Origin of the sequence: Desulfohalobium retbaense DSM 5692 (assembly GCF_000024325.1) — a bacterium.
GTDB classification, from domain to species: Bacteria; Desulfobacterota; Desulfovibrionia; order Desulfovibrionales; family Desulfohalobiaceae; genus Desulfohalobium; species Desulfohalobium retbaense.
In genome coordinates this window covers 1065503-1084009 of the sequence record NC_013223.1, presented here as the reverse complement: position 1 = coordinate 1084009, position 18507 = coordinate 1065503, and the positions used below count along the sequence as shown (strand labels likewise).

The 18507-nt window shown below is 57.5% G+C and carries 13 protein-coding genes; 2 read left to right on the top strand and 11 right to left on the bottom strand.

The genetic code is table 11. From position 1 onward, the window contains the following. Positions 1-156 precede the first annotated feature (156 nt). The 9 genes from DRET_RS04595 to DRET_RS04555 all read right to left on the bottom strand — a co-directional run bounded on the left by DRET_RS04595 (position 157) and on the right by DRET_RS04555 (position 13047). Positions 157-1260 carry an anaerobic sulfatase maturase gene (locus DRET_RS04595; RefSeq protein WP_015751361.1) on the bottom strand — a complete coding sequence of 368 codons (1104 nt, stop codon included), beginning with the start codon at positions 1258-1260 and terminating at the stop codon, positions 157-159. Between the two features lie 54 nt (positions 1261-1314). After that, positions 1315-2844, bottom strand: a complete 1530-nt coding sequence (betC, locus tag DRET_RS04590; protein ID WP_015751360.1) for a choline-sulfatase — start codon at positions 2842-2844, stop codon at positions 1315-1317. Positions 2845-2929: 85 nt separating this feature from the next. Further along, positions 2930-3667, bottom strand: coding sequence for a helix-turn-helix domain-containing protein (locus tag DRET_RS04585; protein ID WP_015751359.1), 738 nt, complete (start codon positions 3665-3667; stop codon positions 2930-2932). Between the two features lie 744 nt (positions 3668-4411). Further along, a complete protein-coding gene (locus DRET_RS04580) occupies positions 4412-4825 on the bottom strand; it encodes a cupin domain-containing protein (RefSeq protein ID WP_015751358.1) in 414 nt (137 codons plus the stop codon). A gap of 149 nt (positions 4826-4974) precedes the next feature. Beyond that, positions 4975-5388: a Ros/MucR family transcriptional regulator gene (locus DRET_RS04575; RefSeq protein WP_015751357.1), complete on the bottom strand. Its 414-nt coding sequence runs from the start codon at positions 5386-5388 to the stop codon at positions 4975-4977. A 996-nt stretch (positions 5389-6384) separates the two neighbouring features. After that, positions 6385-7569 carry a PhoH family protein gene (locus DRET_RS04570; protein ID WP_015751356.1) on the bottom strand — a complete coding sequence of 395 codons (1185 nt, stop codon included), beginning with the start codon at positions 7567-7569 and terminating at the stop codon, positions 6385-6387. A 492-nt stretch (positions 7570-8061) separates the two neighbouring features. Further along, a complete protein-coding gene (gene glgX / locus DRET_RS04565; protein ID WP_015751355.1) occupies positions 8062-10227 on the bottom strand; it encodes a glycogen debranching protein GlgX in 2166 nt (721 codons plus the stop codon). 526 nt (positions 10228-10753) lie between these two features. After that, on the bottom strand, positions 10754-11605 hold the full coding sequence (locus DRET_RS04560) for a glycine betaine ABC transporter substrate-binding protein (RefSeq protein ID WP_015751354.1): 852 nt from the start codon (positions 11603-11605) through the stop codon (positions 10754-10756). Between the two features lie 200 nt (positions 11606-11805). After that, positions 11806-13047, bottom strand: coding sequence for a cation:proton antiporter (locus tag DRET_RS04555; RefSeq protein WP_015751353.1), 1242 nt, complete (start codon positions 13045-13047; stop codon positions 11806-11808). A 343-nt stretch (positions 13048-13390) separates the two neighbouring features. On the opposite strand from DRET_RS04555, the gene zupT reads away from it, so the two are divergent. Both zupT and DRET_RS04545 read left to right on the top strand, forming a co-directional pair. Further along, a complete protein-coding gene (zupT, locus tag DRET_RS04550; RefSeq protein WP_015751352.1) occupies positions 13391-14287 on the top strand; it encodes a zinc transporter ZupT in 897 nt (298 codons plus the stop codon). A 251-nt stretch (positions 14288-14538) separates the two neighbouring features. Beyond that, positions 14539-15957, top strand: a complete 1419-nt coding sequence (locus DRET_RS04545) for a putative bifunctional diguanylate cyclase/phosphodiesterase (RefSeq protein WP_015751351.1) — start codon at positions 14539-14541, stop codon at positions 15955-15957. A gap of 34 nt (positions 15958-15991) precedes the next feature. Here the strand turns inward: DRET_RS04545 and DRET_RS04540 are convergent, their stop codons facing one another. After that, complete coding sequence (locus DRET_RS04540) at positions 15992-16174, bottom strand: rubredoxin-like domain-containing protein (protein WP_015751350.1); 183 nt, start codon at positions 16172-16174, stop codon at positions 15992-15994. 318 nt (positions 16175-16492) lie between these two features. Continuing rightward, positions 16493-18334 carry a glycoside hydrolase family 15 protein gene (locus tag DRET_RS04535; RefSeq protein WP_015751349.1) on the bottom strand — a complete coding sequence of 614 codons (1842 nt, stop codon included), beginning with the start codon at positions 18332-18334 and terminating at the stop codon, positions 16493-16495. Positions 18335-18507: the final 173 nt, after the last annotated feature.

Genomic DNA, 18507 nt, shown 5'->3' with positions numbered 1-18507 from the left:
AGGCCGTTGAAAAATCTCCCACTGGCAGACAGCGGCAATACGTTCAAAATCGTACGCACGAATACGTTCGCTATGACCTTAAACGTTGTGTCGCCGTTCCCAGGGATTTTTGAACGACCTGCGTTGTAAGGATTTTTTCAACAGTCAGTGAGATAGTCACTTCCCGTTCAATGAAGCGGCGAGTTGCTTGAATCGGGGCAACGTCGCCGCGTAAAAATCGCGCCACCCATCGCAGAGCAGGCTCGGTGCTCCTCTGTGGTTGGTTGGGCGGCATTTGAGACAATCGCCAAAGCACAGCTCAAGATAAGCGCACTGCGCGCAGGTCTCGGGCCAGGCCTGTTTCTGGGCCGCGAACCGGGCGTACTGCTCTGAAGTTCGCATGGCTTCGAACGAGGTGTCGTGGAGATTGCCCAGGCAGTATTCCGGTCCGACGAAAAAATCGCAAGGGTAGACGTCGCCGTTGTATTCCACGACCAGGTACTGGTTACAGCGGTGGTGCATGTGGCACTGCACCGCTTCACCGGTCACCAGCCTGGCCAAAACGGATTCGAAATTGCGTACACTGACCCGCCTCTTGTCCCGAGTGTCCCAGAGGGCGAACACCCGGCGCAAAAAAGCGCCCCATTGAGTACCGGTGATGCTCCAGGGCAAGGGCTTTCCCTGGTCGTCGTGCTCCACGCAGGGGATAAACTGCAGATGGGTCAGGCCCTGGCGCGTGAGGTAGCGGTAGACGTCCTCGGGGCGCCGGACATTGGCGGCGGAGACCAGGCAAACCGCGTTCACTGGGACACCATGATTTTTGAGCAGGCGGATGCCTTTGACGACTCGGGTGTGCGTCGGACGGCCGGCTCGGGTCTTGCGGAACCGGTCGTGCACCGGGGCCGGCCCGTCCAGGCTGGCCCCGACCAGAAAGCGGTAATGGGCCAAATGGTCGGCCAATTCCGGCGTCACCGCCGTCGCATTGGTCTGCAGGCAATTGACCACCCGGGCACCTTGGGGAGCAAGCCGTTTTTGCCAGTCGGTCACCCGCTGGTAAAAGTCGGTGCCCATGAGCGTCGGCTCACCGCCCTGCCACGTCATGGAATAGATCTCTTGCGTCGTGGCGAAATACCGTTGCAGGACGCATTGCAACGTGGCCTGACTCATCCTGCGCTGTTGTGGTGCTGCGCTTCGCTGCCCACTGTCGTCGTAAAAGCAATACCGGCAGCGCAAATTGCAGTCAGCTGAGGCGGGTTTGAGCAGAAGCGAAAAATTGTCCATAGCTGAGGCCATCCTGAGACCCCCGCCGGAGCAGCGCTCCGGCGGGGGTCTCTGCTACGTGGATTCGATTCGTGCGCGTCCTTCGACGTCATTGAGATCCAGATGATTGCGCATGTACCGGTTCGTGGCGTCGAACACCGGCTGGAAGTCCCACGGGGTGTGGGTCCCGGTCATATGGGCGACAAAGACCAACCGACGGCGTTGCTGACTGGCCACCACCGCCTCATGGAGTTGGTTGAGATCCTGGTGCTTGCGAACCACTTGGTCCAACTGCACCTCGATGTCCTGCATCTCGGGGCGCCCGGCCAGATTGGCCAATTCATCGGGATCCTCTTGCAGGTCAAAAAGCAGCGGCGGATCGGCCGGACAGGCGATATATTTGTAACGCCCCCAGCGGACCATGACCATCGGGGCCACAGCGCCTTCACCAAGATATTCAGAAATGACAGGCCGATCCAGACTCGCCACCTCGCCTTGCAAAAGCGGCACCAGACTCTGTCCATCCAAGCGATCCGCCGGGGCCTCAAGATGGGGATCACCACTCAGATCGAGCAGGGTGGGCAAAAGATCGACCAGCGACACCGGCGTGGTCACCCGTCCAGGCTGGAATCGTTGCGGCGCAGAGACGATAAACGGCACCCGCGCCGACCATTCGTGAAAGGACATCTTGTACCACAGGCCCCGCTCTCCGAGCATATCCCCGTGGTCAGCGGTGAACACAACAATGGTGTTCTCACGCAGACCGCAATCCTCCAGAGCCTTCATGATTCGACCGATCTTGGCATCGACGTAACTGATCTGCCCGTAATACGCCCGCCGTGCGTTGCGGATGTCCTCAGGCGCGATTTCTCCCTGCCCCATTTTGTAGGCGTGACGCAGCCGCTGGCTGTGCGGATCGCACTGCTCGTACGGAATGTGCTCCACGTGAGGCAGGTTGATTTCCTCGTCCTCGTAGAGATCCCAAAATTCCTTGGGGCAGGCGTAGGGATCATGGGGATCGGTGAAGGAGACGGTCAGACAAAAAGGCCGCTCGTCGCTGTCCCGGGCCAGATCGTAGATATGCCGCTGGGCCCGAAACCCAACCTCATCGTCGAAATCGATCTGGTTGGTCCGCTCACAGGGCCCGGCCTCATAGACGCTGTCCATGTTGTGGTACCACCAGTCGAAGCGGTGTTCGGGGCGCTGCCAATCCGGGGCCCAGCCGTGGTCCGCGGGATAGACGTCAGTGGTCAGCCGCTCCTCGAAGCCGTGGAGCTGGTCCGCGCCGACAAAGTGCATCTTGCCGCACAGCGTGGTCCGGTACCCGCCGGCTCGGAGGTAGTGGGCAAAGGTCGGGATGTCCGCCGGGAACTCCGCCCCGTTGTCGTAGGCGCCGATGGCCGAGGAATGCTGTCCGGCCATCATGGAAAAACGCGACGGCGCGCAGAGCGGATTGTTGCAATAGGCGTTGTCAAAAACCACGCCGTCCTCGACCAGTGCGTCGAGGTGCGGGGTCTTGGTCACTGGATTGCCGTAGCAGGACAACGCCGGGGCGGCGAGCTGATCGGCCTGGATAATGAGAATGTTGGGTTGCTCTCCCCGCATAGACTCTCCTTCGTTGGTAGTTTTGGCACCACAATCCGTGGTCCCGGGTCTCATGTATCATGCCTGGCCCTTGAAGAGCGCGGCGCTACCCAGCCATGCGCTCTTCGATACGGGTTTGGACCTCACGCATTCGCGCGGTGATATCTTCCACAGCCAGCCCACGCTCCAAGCGGGCCGCGAGAACGCCCAGCCCCAGGACCATGGAGACGTTTCCCTCTTTTCGTAGCGGCACGGCAAACCGGTGCACACCAGGATAAAACAGCCCCTGATCGTCTTGCAGTCCAGTCTCAAGGGATGTTTGCACCATGCGGCGCACCTGCTGGAAATCCACCCCCGGGTCATGGGCCTGAACCTGGGCGTGAAGAATATCCTCCTCAGCCAAGGCGGAGTGCTGAAAAAAGAACACCGAGCCGATAACCGGCAGTTCCAGGGGCAAACTTTGTCCGGCGGGCCACATGGACGGCGATTGCGGGGCCATGAAGCTCTCCAGGCATAACATCCGATTTTCCGAACAGGTGAAGAGATTCACTGAGGCTTCAAAATCATCATGCAATTGCCGCATGTGCCCACGGATGATCTGCATCGTGTCCTGCACCCGCCCAGCGGCCTTGCCCCAGAAATAGGGTTTTACTCCCAGCGTGTAAGCGCCGGTGTCGGTTTTGACCAAAACATTGGCGGCCACCAATTGCTTCAGGATCTTGGTCACCGTGGTCGGGCTTGGCTGGCCCAGACGGGCGCGGATCTCGGAAAACCGCAACCCCTCCGGCGCCTTGCTCACCTGATCGATCACAAAAAGCGCTCTGGACAACGTTGTGTGCTGCATATGTAGTACTTATATGTGTAGTTAAGTGTCTATATGAATACCACTAGCTTGCTGCCAGGGTATCGTCAAACAGGTCGCGGTGGCCCCAGGTAATGGGCCGAGCGTTCCACGGATCAAAAAATCCGGTCAGGTGACCGTCGTCATTGCAAAATCGAACCGGGACGCAGAAGATTCGGGGTGGTGTACTGCAGGACGTGCAAAACACTTCATCAAAACAGGTCCGCAAGGCGAAGGAGCGCACGCAGCGTCGCCGGCGACCAGTTCTGTACAAAGCACGGGATCGGATATGTCTGGTGGCGGGAAAGGCGCGAGGGGAAGCGGTCATTACAGGGGCCCAAGCGTCGAGGCCGGTGCCACCTCGCCAGGGCAGGCGGCAACAAGCTCAACCACCCCATTGTCCCAAGTCCGCCCCTGTACAATCCCATGCGATTACTGGGGCGTTCTATGGCTGTGAACGATTGTGTGTATCTTTCAGGGGTGACCATCGACAATCGGACTCTGCAAGAAAGCATTTTCACCACTCAGGCCAGAAAAATCTGGTCCTCATAGACTGTTGAAAAATTTCGTATACTGCAGGTCGTTCAAAAATTCCCAGGGGACGACGACAAAAGTTCAAGGTCCCAGTGTAGCTATCCGTACGTACACGTTTGAACGTATTGCAGCTGTCTGCCATGGGGAAATTTTCAACGGCCTGCTCAGCACAACATTTTCTAAGTGCGGCCGGCACGAAATGGTCCCGGTTCGCTATTTGACGGTAATCGGCCGGCCTTTGCTCCCGGCATAAAAGACAATGATCTCCGCCGGTCCATCACCGGTATTTTCTCCAGAATGCCAGGTATCAACCACTTCGACGATGGCCTCGCCGGCTTGAAGACGCAGGGTCTTCCCCGTTTCGGTCTCGACCGTCAACTCCCCGCGCAAAAGCACCCCGGCATTGATGACCGGATGCGCATGTCGCGGCAGGACAGCCCCTTTGGGGATAGTGATCCGCAGAATCGTCACCTCCGGTTGCCCTGCCGGATACCCGGGCAACTCGGCCGCATTCCAACTCTGGCTCGTTTGGGCCAAATGCTCGACGCGCACTCCGGGACCGCTTCCGGCCCAGAGCGAAGGGACCAAGAACACCATCATCACCGCTGTCAGAACACACCGTCGCATTTTTCCTCTCCATCATGCTATTTGGCTGCCCCCGACGTGATTTTTCTGTAACGAAGGGGGGATATCTCTGCTGGACCTGCTTCAGATACAAAAAAGCCGCCCGGCAACAACCGGACGGCTTTGAGGGAATACCTTGAGGCTCAAGGGAGTTATTGGTCCCCGCCGCTTTTTTTCTTCCGGCGTTCCCAAAGCTGCATTTCCTGCATTTTCTTTTTGCGTTCGCGGGCCAGCGATTTAGCGATAAGAGCCTGCGTTTTCTTGAAACCCCATTTTTCTTTGTATTCGGCCGGGGTCAAGCCGTGGGTGGCCAAGTGCTTTTTGGTCAGGACCTTAAACTGCTTGCCACATTCGAGGCAGATAACACTCTTTTCCCGGATGGCCTTCTTGGGATCGACCGCCGGTTGCTGCTCCTGCTGCTCTTCCTGTTCCTGGGTGCCCTCTTCCAGGTTTTTCAACTTTTGGGAAAGGGCTTGAACCATGGAGGTGATCTCCTCCTCGGACATATTCCGCACGCCGGCTTGAGCCTTCACAATCTCCAAGGCCTGCTTCATGTAATCTTCCATATCCAACTCCTTTATACGTTATCCAATACAAAAATCTTCAGGGCACGCGAAATCATCAACGAAAAGAAGGCGCCACTTACTTGCAGAGAAGGAAGGATGGCACCAAGCATCTTTCCGTACCGACATGATCCGCACTCATGGCACGCCGAACCTCTGACAGGGAAAGCTTCTACGCAAAATTTCGTATCCATGCAAGCCAAAATGTGCGTTTCATATGCATGGTCGATCTATAACCTGCTTTCAAGAGAGTGGCAAGAAGATCTTACTTTTTTCTCTTCCCCAAACGGCATAAACGCCTTGCTCCAAATTGGAGGGCAAGTTGAAGCGCGGTTGGCCTCGCTATGTTGCGCAGCCCCGCATTTTCGCCACGTCCGTGATACAACTCTACAAGGCCGAGACCGTAAACATGAAAATCACATCCGTAAAGGGGGCGGGCCGCATTTTTTCCTAAACGCAAGCATTCCATCCACAGAGGCTTTGTCAGACACAATACATCCGTCCTCCCGGTGACTGAGGACCGCTCCCGGCGGCGGAAGCAAACTGGACTTCCACTCGCGTCCATCCACTCAAAAAACCTAAAAAAGTGAACCTGTTAAACAGAGGACCCCACTTCAGCCTTGAACGTGTCCCCCAAACGCAACCATTGAAATACTGGGCTCTTCGTCACAGGACATGGAATTTCAGACGCAAAAGTTTGCCGTCTCTTCTGTGTGCTTCGAGCGAAAGGCCCGCACATTTTCTTTGTCCCGCCAAAAGGGGGAAACCGGACCGCGAACTGAATGCTCCCAGGCGGATTCCGATGCAACAAGGGCCATCTTCGACACCTGGAGTTCTGTTCTACTTGAGAGTCCGGAGGGGGCAAGGATCCCCCTTTGGCGGGATTGAGAAAATACCGGGCCGAAAGTGGGCACACAGAAGAGACGGCAAACTCCAAAAATCCACAGGATCCGTCAAAGAACCAAATACTGGGCACTGTTCTGTTGAGCGCCCCCCCCCTCAAAGCCCGGACTGCAGGACCATATCCGTAACCGGACCGCGCGAATGTTCGCCCTTGAGAACAATATGGGCGTAGCCGCGCATCCCTTTACATTTTTTGACCAGCCAGTTCAGGCCGTTGTTGCTCTCGTTCAGGTACGGGTTATCCACCTGACGGGTATCGCCCAGACAAAAACATTTCACGCCCTCCCCCATCCGGGTCAGAAGCGAACGGGCCTCGGTGCGCGACAAATTCTGCATCTCGTCAACAATGACCACAGCCCCTTCCAGATTCATGCCCCGGATATAGGTCAGCGGTAAAATCTCGAACCGTTTTGGATTGAGTTCCAAAGCCTCCTTGTTCTGTTCGGTAAAGATCCGGTTTGCGGGGCGCAGTTCATGGAGCTTGGCCAACAGGTCATGGATATATCGGATGTAGGGCGCCATCTTTTCTTCAACATCCCCGGGCAAAAACCCCATCTTTGACCCAATCTCGATCAGGGGTTTGCTCAGATAAATCTTACGGTACGGATTGTCCTTGGTCTTGAGCACCAGATCCAGGGCGCTGGCCAGGGCCAGATAGGTCTTGCCGTACCCCGCCTCGGACTGCACGGAGATAAGCGGGATCTGGGGATGGAGAAAAAGTTCCAGAGCCAGATTTTGATACACGGAACGCGGGCGCACACCCCAGGCCTGATGTTGATAATCCACCCGTTTCTGCCCGTTGTGGCCGTAAAAAACAGGAAACCCCTCCTCCCAGCGAAAACTGTTGAATATCGGCTCCACGCCCGCTCCGACAAAACCGGTATAGGCTTGGGACTCGCTTTGAAAGGGGAGCGAATCCCGGTAGGATTCACAATGGATCCCGTACATTCGGGCCTTAATCTGCAAAATGCGGTCGTTGGTGACCAGGATGGGATCCACGATATTCGAATGGCGGATTTCCTGGAGGATCGAATCGTCGCCGGATCCGGCAGCCCCAGTGCGAAAAGGGGGGAGGATATCCAAATTGACATCGGCCTCGATTTCACCAACCGCCTGACTGACAAGATGGGCCAGACGCTGGTCGCGCTTGAGTTTGTCCAATTCCTCCAGAACAGTGTACGGCAAAATGATCGTATTTTCGGTTCCATTGCGAAACGCCCGAATGCTCTTGGGGTTCTCCAGCAGGACATTTGTATCCAGGACATAATTCTTGTGCAGCATACAGAGCCTCCTTGTGCCGTCGTCTAGTCAGTCCGCTGACGGTTCTCCAAAAGCAGTGACGCAACAAAAAATCGCAAAGCGAACGTATCCGGTCTGTCCCTATGAAAGACAAAGCCCCTTTCAGAGGAATCTCCTTTTTTTGCGCCGCCCCGGGATGGTCCAGCAACCTGGTGTAAAAGAGCGCCTCCACTCGTTTCGCCTTGCCCGCGCCCATTCTCTACCCACCAGGTCCCAAAACGGATAAAAAAAGACCCCGGGAGCCATCTCCCGGAGCCTGTCGAAAAAATTCGTGGCGCATTTTGATCGTGATAGCCGAACCGGGCGCCGGGTCGTCTGCTCACCGTTCTCGGTTGCCCCACAACACGCCTCCTTGCCTATTGATCACTTGATCGATTCATGTTCAGCACCGGCCTCAAAAACCGCCTGGGGCCTTGTCCCCAAAAGGGTCATCTCGCCTCTGGCAGTGTCCAGGCCGTGAAACCCTGGTGACAATCAGGATGCACTGCCGCTGGCCTTGACCCCACTCGCGGTTGCCGCCGCATCCATTTCGTCCTGGTCTTCATCTTGCCGCAGGACCACAAGGGAGCGGGCCGTGACCTCCAGGGCCGCTCCGGCCTGATACCGCGTTGCCTCTTCAGCCCACCCCGTATCGGTATCGAGTTCGAAGAGCCAGGCCTGTCCCCACTCCGGGGCGGGCAGGGTGAAAGTCAGTGCCTCGTAGTGGGCGTTGAAAATAACGTAAAAACTGGCGTCGGTGATGGGATCGCCTTTGGGGTAGGGGTTGGGAATCGCTTCGCCATTGAGATACACGCCCAAAGATTTGGCAAATCCTTCGTCCCAATGCTCCTCCTCCATCTGGGTCCCTTCATGGGTGAACCAGGCGATATCCGTGACCTCCGGCCCATGGATCGCCCGGCCTTGAAACCAGCGGCGGCGACGGAAAACCGGATGGCGGTGCCGGAAGTCGATGAGTCGGCGACAAAAATCCAAAAGCGCGCTGTCCGCACCCTCCCAATCATACCAAGACAACGGCGTGTCCTGGCAATAGGCGTTGTTGTTGCCCTCCTGGGTCCTGCCCATCTCATCGCCGCCCAGGAGCATGGGCACACCCTGGGAAAGAAACAGGGTCGTCAAAAAATTGCGCTGCTGCCGTGCCCGGAGTTTTACGATCTCCGGATCCTCGGTCTCCCCTTCCACGCCGCAATTCCAGGAGGCGTTGTCGTCGGCCCCGTCACGATTATTCTCCCCATTGGCTTCATTGTGTTTGCGGTCGTAGGAGACCAGATCGCGCAGGGTGAATCCGTCGTGCGCGGTCACAAAATTGATGCTCGCAAACGGCAACCGACTGGTATTTTCATACAGATCGGAACTGCCGGTAAACCGAGCCGCGAACTCCCCGAGCATCTCGTCGCGGCCGGGCCAGAAATCGCGGACACAATCGCGGTATTTGCCGTTCCACTCCGACCACACTGGCGGGAAATTGCCGACCTGGTAGCCGCCTTCCCCGACATCCCATGGTTCGGCAATGAGTTTGACCTGACTGAGCACTGGATCTTGCTGAATGATGTCAAAAAAAGCGGATAATTTATCCACATCGTGGAGTTCGCGGGCCAGGGTCGCGGCCAGATCAAAGCGGAAACCGTCGACATGCATCTCCTGCACCCAATACCGCAAGGAATCCATCAAAAGCTGCAAAACGTGGGGATGGCGCATGTTCAGGCTGTTTCCGGTCCCCGTATAGTCCATGTAATAAAACGGGTCCTCGAAACTGGTCCGATAGTAGTAGGCGTTGTCGATGCCCTTGAAACAGAGCATGGGGCCGTACTGGTTGCCTTCGCCGGTGTGGTTGTAAACTACGTCGAGCAGGACCTCGATGCCCGCCTGATGCAGCGCCTTGACCATCTGCTTGAATTCGGCCACCACCGCTCCCGGCCGCGGGTCGGCAGCGTACTCGTTGTGCGGGGCAAAATACCCGATGGAATTGTAGCCCCAATAATTGCGAAGCCCCTTGTCCACCAGATGTTTGTCGTGGACAAACTGGTGGATGGGCATCAATTCCACCGCGGTCACGCCGAGTTCTTTCAGATGCTGTACGGCCACCGGATGGGCCAATCCGGCGTAGGTGCCGCGTATTGCTTCCGGAATGTCCGGATGCATGGCGCTGAATCCTTTGACATGGGTCTCATAGATAACCGTCTCATGCCACGGCAGATGCAACCTCCGATCGCCATTCCAATCGAAATGGGGCTGGTGCACGATACACCGTGGGATATAGGGGGCACTGTCTTCGGCGCTCGCCACCGCCGGCCCGTCGTCGAACTGGTAGGGAAAAACCGCCTCGTGCCATTCAATTTGTCCTTCAATCGCTTTGGCATACGGATCGAGAAGCAGTTTGGCTGGATTACAGCGGTGCCCGTGTTCTGGACGCCAGGGGCCATGGACGCGGAACCCGTAGCGTTGCCCCGGTTCAATGCCCGGGAAATAGCCATGCCAGCAATAGCCGGTCACTTCCGGCAAGGCGACCCGCTCTTCCTGCCCCCCATCATCGAAAAGACAAAGCTCCACTCGCTCCGCGATTTCGGAAAACAGGGAAAAATTTGTTCCCGCCCCGTCATAGGTCGCGCCCAAAGGATACGGAAAACCGGGCCACACTTTCATAAACAACTCCTGTCAGGCCTTTGCCCGCGCCGGGATCTCCCTGTCGCCTTGGATTACGCGAGCGCAATATCTACAAATCCAGATTCTTACCCCCCTTGTACCGATAAAGTCCGGCTCACGTCGAGCCTTTTCAGCAACAAAAAAAAGGCTCTTCGTCACAGGGCATGGAATTTCAGACGCAAAAGTTTGCCGTCTCTTCTGTGTGCTTCGAGCGAAAGGCCCGCACATTTTCTTGGTCCCGCCAAAAGGGGGAAACCGGACCGCGAACTGAATGCTCCCAGGCGGATTTTGATGCAACAAGGGCCATCTTCGACATCTGGAGTTCTGCTTTACTTGAGAGTCCGGAGGGGGCAAGGATCCCCCTTTGGCGGGATTGAGAAAATACCGGGCCGAAAGTGGGCACACAGAAGAGACGGCAAACTCCAAAAATCCACAGGATCCGTCAAAGAACCAAAAAAAAGCCCCGCCCCCCAGATCGGGGAGCGGGGCCGGAATCACGCTTCACAAGCGCGACCGGGCAGGAGGCCTAGCTCCGGCCAAGCCACTTGTCCACCAGCTCAGGGTGGTTCTTGATGAATTCCTTGGCGTTTTCGTAAGGCTTGCCGTTTTCCTGATTTTTGGCCATCAGGCCCTGCATGACGCTCAGGTCCCAGGAGAAACGATCGAGGAAGGCGTACACTTCAGGCATGTCTTCCTTGAGATCCTCGCGCACGATGGTCGTGATGTCTTCGGAACCACCGTAGACATTCTTCGGATCTTCCAGGTATTTCAGGTCCCAGCGACCGAACTTCCAGTGCGGGCTCCAGCCGGTGACCACAATCCAATCCTCGTTTTCCACCGCCTCGGAGAGCATGGCGGTCATGGTTGCGCCGCTGCCCTCGCCGAGGGTCATGTTGTCCAGATTATAAGCCTCCAGGGCCTTCTCGCTCTTGGACATGATGCCCGCGCCCGGGTCGATGCCAGTGATGGTGCCGTCGAATTTGGCGGCATGGTCATCGAGGTCAGCGATGGATTCGATATCCACATATTCCGGAACGACAAGACCGATCTTGGCGCCGGTAGCCAGCGGGCCAAGATTTTCGACCTCATCCTTGACCTTGTCGTAATAATGGCCGTGGGTGACCGGGAGCCACGCGGTCACAAACCCATCGACATCACCTGAGGCAGTGGCCTGCCACATCGCCGCGGCAGTAACCGATACGATATCGGCATCATAGCCCATTTCTTCATTAAGTACAGCTTTGACTACGTTACTGCTGGCTGTAGCGCAGGACCACTCAACGTAAGCGATCTCCACATCCTTGTCCTGGGCAAAACCAGGAACTGCAATAAACGTCAACAACAAAACGAGTGCAAAAATTTTCGTCAGTTTTTGCAATGTATCCTCCTCAGGTTGGGTGAATAGGGAAACCAGCCCTGCTGGGTGAAACAGGGCCTCGTCCAACGATGCCCACTATTCCTAAATTGAAATGAAAAGGCAAACCGGTGTGAGCCGGTTTGTTGGCGCAGAGACCGCCTCAGACATGACAAACGGGTGTCAGGCGGCTAAAGGTCCAAAAAACGCCTCCCAGCGCGCGATTATTCACCAGAACGGCGATTTATTGTTTGCGGCCACCGCTGCAGCAGCCCTCGGACCACGATCGGCGCCAGGACACAGCTCAGCGCGGAGACAACGACCATGGCCCCAAACAACTGCTCGCTGACCGGGGATGTGTCCAGGTGCAGTCCTTTTTGCATGATGACCAGAGCGATCTCCGCCCGGGGAATCATGCTCGCTCCGATAAGCCATCCGCTTGGCCCATCCGAAAGCAGCGCCACAGGCACTCCGTTGGCGATCACCTTGACCAGGACGGCGAGCACGAGGAGCAGTCCCCCCATGCCCAGCGAGGGCCCCAACGTAGCGAGTTCAAACTCAAATCCGATGCCGACAAAAAAGAAGGGGCTGAAAAAATCAAAAATGGGGGTGAAGGAGGTGTCCAGGGTGACGCATTCCGGATCCCGGCTGAAGGTCAGCCCGGCGAAAAAGGCTCCAATGGCCAGGGAAAAGCCGAGTCCTCCAGCCAGCGCGGCGATGACGAAGCCCAGACCGACAATGGTCAAGGTCGAATCCGGCGTATGTTCGACGCGTTTGAGAAAGCGGGTCATCGGCCGCTCCAAAAACGCGGCAAAAACAAGACACCCGCCGGCAAAAAGCAGGAGTTTGGCCACAAACCCGAGGGCGTGTTGACCCAGTACCGGCCAGAAAGAGCCCGGGGCCGAGCCGGATGGAAGATACGGGACAACCGCAAAAAGCAATCCCATGAGCAGCACCGCCGTGACATCATCCAGTTCGGCCAAATCGACCAGCAAGCCGCCGTTTTTGGATTGCAGGGCGTTTTGATCTTCCCAGACCTTGACCGAGACGCCGACACTGGTCGCAGTGAATGCTACGGCCACGATCAGGCTGGGGACCAATGCCTGGCCCAAGAGAAGCGATGCGGTATAAAAGCCGGCCAGTCCCGTGAGACCTATATTCAATATCCAGGCAATACTGGCATTTTTAAGCTGCCCGGCCAAAACGGTGATATCGCTTTTCATCCCCACCCGGAACAGCAGGGTCACCAATCCGAGTTTGGACAAAAAGGCGATCACCTCGCCACCGCCTTCAAAAGCCAGTGGCCATTGGGTTTGTCCCCAGCGCAGACAGATACCGAGGACCAAAAATCCCACCAGCGGCGGCACAACAGTGCGCTCCATGACCCCTTTGATCAGCATGGTCATCACAATCGCCCCACCGGTCAAAAACACCAGATGGGAAAGTTCTCCGCCAGCTTCAATCATACGACCTCGCTTCGCCCTGTCTGCATGATCCGTTTGTTCAGGCCGTGTTTCTTTCTTGTGTCAAAACCGGTTGGCGTCCTTGCTTTCACACCTTGCACCAGAACCCCAAACAGGCTAGCCACCCCTTCAGACCTGAATTTGTGAACATCGCGTCCTCGAACTGATTGACGAAATCTGGTGGCAAACGGATTTCTCCCATTGCATGCCGCTCGGGCAGCCTGTTGCACTCCCATTGACTGCAAGACAAACTGGCGTCCATCAGTCAAGGAGGCTCAGGCATCGCGGGCCACCGGAGACATCAACCTTCAAACGCTTTACTCATCCCAATGGACAGGCATTTTTTATGGAACACCCCATCTGGTTCGCCCTCGGACTGACGCTGTTTGCCGGTATGGCTACCGGGATCGGTAGCGGCATCGCGTTTTTCGCTAAACAGACCAGTCACCGTTTCCTCTCCGTGGCCACCGGATTTTCGGCTGGCGTCATGCTCTACGTCTCGTTTGTGGAGATCTTCATCAAGGGCCAGGAAGCCATGACTGCAGCCTATGGGGCCTATTGGGGCCATTGGGTCAATGTAGGGTCGTTTTTCGGAGGCATTGTCCTGATTGGCTTGATCGATACCCTCATCCCTTCGGCCGAAAACCCCCACGAAACCCACTCGGAATTGGAAACGGCCCCCCTGCACGACCCCAACGCGCCAGTGCCCAATTTTGCCGGCCTGGATTGCCGGCCTGCCGAACCGGGTGTCCACGACCATCTCCACAACCACAAACTGATGCGCATGGGGCTCTTTACCGCCTTGGCCATCGCCATCCACAATTTTCCAGAGGGATTGGCCACATTTCTGGCTGCGCTGGAGGATCCCAGCATCGGCGTGGCCATTGCCATGGCCGTGGCCCTGCACAATATCCCTGAGGGCATCAGCGTCTCCGTGCCCATTTTCTACGCCACCGGCAAACGGAGAAAGGCTTTCGCCCTCTCAGCCCTAAGCGGCATGGCTGAGCCCATCGGTGCCGGTCTCGCCTATGTCCTGCTCCGTCTTTTCGTCGGCGATGAATCCGGCCTTATTCCACCGCAGGTCATGGGTGTGCTCTTCGGGGGCGTGGCGGGTATCATGGTCTATATCAGTCTCGACGAGCTGTTGCCCACCAGCCAGGCTTACGGCAAAGGGCACGACAGCCTGTTCGGGCTCATCGCCGGCATGGCTGTCATGGCCCTGAGCCTTTTGCTCATGCGCTGAACACTTCCGGCCTGCGGCCCCCCGGGATCATTACCACAGAAATCCGCGCTACGGCTCGCAACGGTCTCGATAAATTGGTTGCATCTGTTGCGAGTACTTGCCCTTCAAGGCAAGATCCTTTACAGAGCGCAACAGACTCCCCTGTAGCAGCCGGCTGATCGTCGAAACTCCGCCAGGGCGGCATTCCGGCTGTGCCAACACCCCAGGACAGATCCAGAACCCGAACTCCAAACACTGTGCTTTGCGATACTATGAATTCTCGCGTCTCAACGCCGACCACTGCTCACCGCCGCCATCACACACCAAAGCCCGAAGCCTCCTCCGAAGCGGCTTTGAAGCAGGCCCTGCGCCGTGAAGTACGCAAACGCAAGGATGCCGAAAAACACTTGGAGATCGCCACGCAATTCGACGATCTCACAGGGTTGGCCAATCGCAATCTGGCTTTGCGCCGTCTGGAACAGGCCACGGAAAAAGCCCGTCTCGAGGGGGGCAAGGCGGCTTTGCTCTACCTCGATCTCATCGACTTCAAGGCCATCAACAACGCCTTCGGCTATGAATGCGGCGATTGCATTCTCCGCGACATCGGTCAACGCCTCCAATCCATCAGCGGGGCGTCGGACACGGTCGCCCGGATCACCGGCGACGAATTCGTCTTCCTGCAACTCGATATTCAAGGGCACGATTCGGTCTACAGCCTCCTGGCCGCGATTCAGGAAGTGCTGCACCGGCCGTTTCAGACCAAGCAAACCGAACTTTTGCTCAATTTCTGTCTCGGGTTCAGTATTTTTCCGGATTGGGCAGACAATTGGCAGGAGCTGTCCCGGCAGGCCCGTGTGGCACTCTCCAACGCCAAAGGATCCCGGGAAAACAAGATCCACGCCTACGATCCGGCGCAGGACAAGAGCACCGACCAGTTCGGTATCATCCAGGAAACGAAAAAGGCCCTGCGCCACGACGAATTTCGGCTCCACTACCAGCCCATCGTCGACCTCAAATCAGCGCAGGTGGTGGCCTATGAAAGCCTTTTGCGCTGGCAGAAGCCAGACCGGATGATCCCGCCAGGTGCTTTTTTGCCGGTCATTGAACACACCGAAATCATGACCGAAATCGGGGATTTCGTCCTCTCCACCGCCTGCGAGCAGATGAACAATTGGCTGATGAATTTGAGCACCCAGCACGCCTTCAAGCTCAGCGTCAACATCTCCGCCAACCAGCTCGCCTCGGAGAACTTTCCCTACGAAGGGCAGAGTCTGTTCGAGGCCTACCGGCTGGCCACCCAACGCTTTATCTTCGAAGTTACCGAAACCGCGGTCATCGAAAATATCGACCACGCCAAAGAAGTCCTGACCGAATTCGCCAACCTGGGCGTCGAGATCTGGCTGGACGATTTCGGGACCGGCTACTCGTCTCTGCTGGCCCTGCGCGAATTGCCCATCAGCGTGGTCAAGATCGACAAGACCTTTGTCACCGGCATCGACCAGCCCGACTTCAACCCCGAATTCCTGCGCGCCCTGATCAACCTCTCCCATGACCTCGGGAAACGGGTCCTGGCTGAAGGGGTCGAAACCCGGGCCCAACGGGACATCCTCATCGGCTATGGTTGCGATCTCGCCCAAGGGTTCTATTTCGGCCACCCCCTGCCGCCTTCGGAGGCGGTGCCCCTTTCCTGAGCCCCGCTCAGTGTTTCCGGGTCGCCCCGCCTGCCTATTTTTTCGGTTTGCTCGCGCCCACATCAGGATTGATATTGCCGCCCTCAGGCCCGCCACACTCCGGCGTGTAGCAGGTCGCGTCCACAAACGTGCACTCGCTGCCACAGGAAGGGCACGGTTCCGGAGGTTCGGTCTGATCCACGGTGTAGCCGCAATGGGAACATTTCCAAACTGCCATACTATCGCTCCTTGTTCTGCCGGCCCCCTGAGGGAACGCCGGAATAGTGGTCCCTGATTCCATACGGCCTGCCCACAATGATCACTCCCCGGCCCGCAACTCAGAAAGGGCCCGGTTTGAGATTTTGCTTCCGGTCTGGAAACCCTCCCAGCGCCACAAGACTCTACGTCTCCCGGCGCCACAACGCCTGGATCCAGGGCTGGACCCCAAAACCGCCCACACTCTTTTTCCAGGCCGGAGGCAAAATTCCGAACCGGTTCCCCCATTCAAAAGGTGCCATTGCCTTTTGGCATCCCAGGGTCTTTACGCCTGATCCAGTCAGCCAGTGTGCCCCCGGCTCAAAGCCCGATCCAGATTAAATGCCGAACTGATGAGCGCCAGATGGGTGAACGCCTGGGGAAAATTGCCCAGGGCCTCGCCCCGGGCCCCGGTTTCTTCAGCATACAGGCCGACATGATTGGCGAACCCGAGCATGCGTTCGAAGATAAGCCGCGCCTCTTCCAGCCGTTCCGGATCGAACCGCCCCGCTCGGGTCAGGGCCTCAACGAGCCAGAACGTGCAGATATTGAACGTCCCCTCCTCTCCATCCAGTCCGTCCGGACTTTCCTCGAGATTATACCGGTGCACCAGACTATTGGCCACCAGCCCCCCTTCTTCCGGGGGCTTGAGCGTGGCGTCCAGGGTCTTGAGCATCCGCGGGTCCGTAGGTGAAGTAAAGAACACGAGCGGCATGATCAGGTTCGAGGCGTCGAGGGTCTGGCTGCCGTAGGCCTGGACAAAGGCTTGGCGTTCTTCGCTCCAGCCGTGGGTCAAAATGTCTTCGTAGATCCGGTCGCGTTCCGCGAGCCACCGCTGACGGTCACACGGAAACGACCGTTTCTCGGCCAGGCGCAACCCGCGATCGATTGCCACCCAGCACATCAGCCGCGAATAGACGAAGTGCTGCTGCCCGCTGCGCATTTCCCAGATGCCTTCGTCCGGGCGGTGCCAATTAGCGCAGACCCAATCGACAAACGAACGGATAGAGCGCCAGAGGTCGTAGGAAATAGGAGCGCCGTGTTTATTGAACAAATAGACCGCGTCCAGAAGCTCGCCGTAAATATCAAGCTGGAGCTGAGTATAGGCCGCATTGCCCACCCGCACCGGGCGGGATCCGGCATACCCCTCTACATGGTCCAGGACCTCTTCGGGCAGATCCCGCCGGCCGTCAATGCCGTACATGATCTGCAACGGTGAGCCGTGGTGCCGGGCCTCGGTGCACAGCTGGGACAAAAAGCCCATGAAGTGCTCGGCCTCATCGGTAAAGCCGAGTCGAAGAAAAGCGTAAACGGTAAAAGCCGAATCCCGAATCCAGGTGTAACGGTAGTCCCAATTGCGCTCCCCGCCCAGGGCCTCCGGCAGACTCGTGGTCGGGGCAGCCACGATGGCTCCGGTCGGGGCGTAGGTCAAAAGCTTGAGCGCCAGGGCAGAACGGTGGACCGATTCGCGCCACCGTCCAGAGTAGGTGCACGAGGACAGCCAGCGCCGCCAGTACCGCACCGTTTCCCGGAACTGCCGCTCCGCCGCTTCTTCAGAGAGACAGACGCCGCACCCTTCCTCCGGACCGATCTGGCGTAACACGAACACCGCGCTGTGCCCCTGCTCCAGGGTGAACCGGCTCCAGACGCCGTCGCCGTCGGCCTGGAGTTCCATGCCCGCGGCCAGTCCGAGGGAAAGATCCTCGGAGCGAAACACAACGCCCTTGGCCGTGAGTTCTGTTTCGTGCGGCGTCCGCCCATAATCGAAGGCCGGACGGCAGCGCATGACAAAGCTCACCGTGCCCCGCAGGACCGTCAGCCGCCGGATAAGCTGGTGAGAATGCGCTTCCCCGGAATCGGCGATGGGCATGAAATCGGCCAGTTCCGCGGCGCCGTGCGGCGACAAAAAACGAGTGATCAGGACATTGGTCTCCGGCCAGTACAATTGCTTGTGGGTCGCTTCACGGTCCTCGGGACAAATCTGGTACGCCCCGCCCCGGGCAGCATCAAGCAGGGCACCGAATACGCTTGGGGAATCGAAACGGGGCACGCACATCCAGTCGATGGACCCGTTGATCCCCACCAGGGCCACCGTGTGCAGGTCGCCGATGATCCCATAATCCTCAATGGGTTGATTCTGCATACCTCCTCCTTGGACCCTGTAGTCCATTGTTCAGGCATGCCTGAAGCGGGCCCTTCTGGCAATCCCGGACAATCCGGCTCCCTTTTCCATCTGTGCGACAGCGGTGTTTACAAATACTGTTTATATAGATAAACACAATGACTGCCGCACAGATCCCACACGCAGGAGCACAA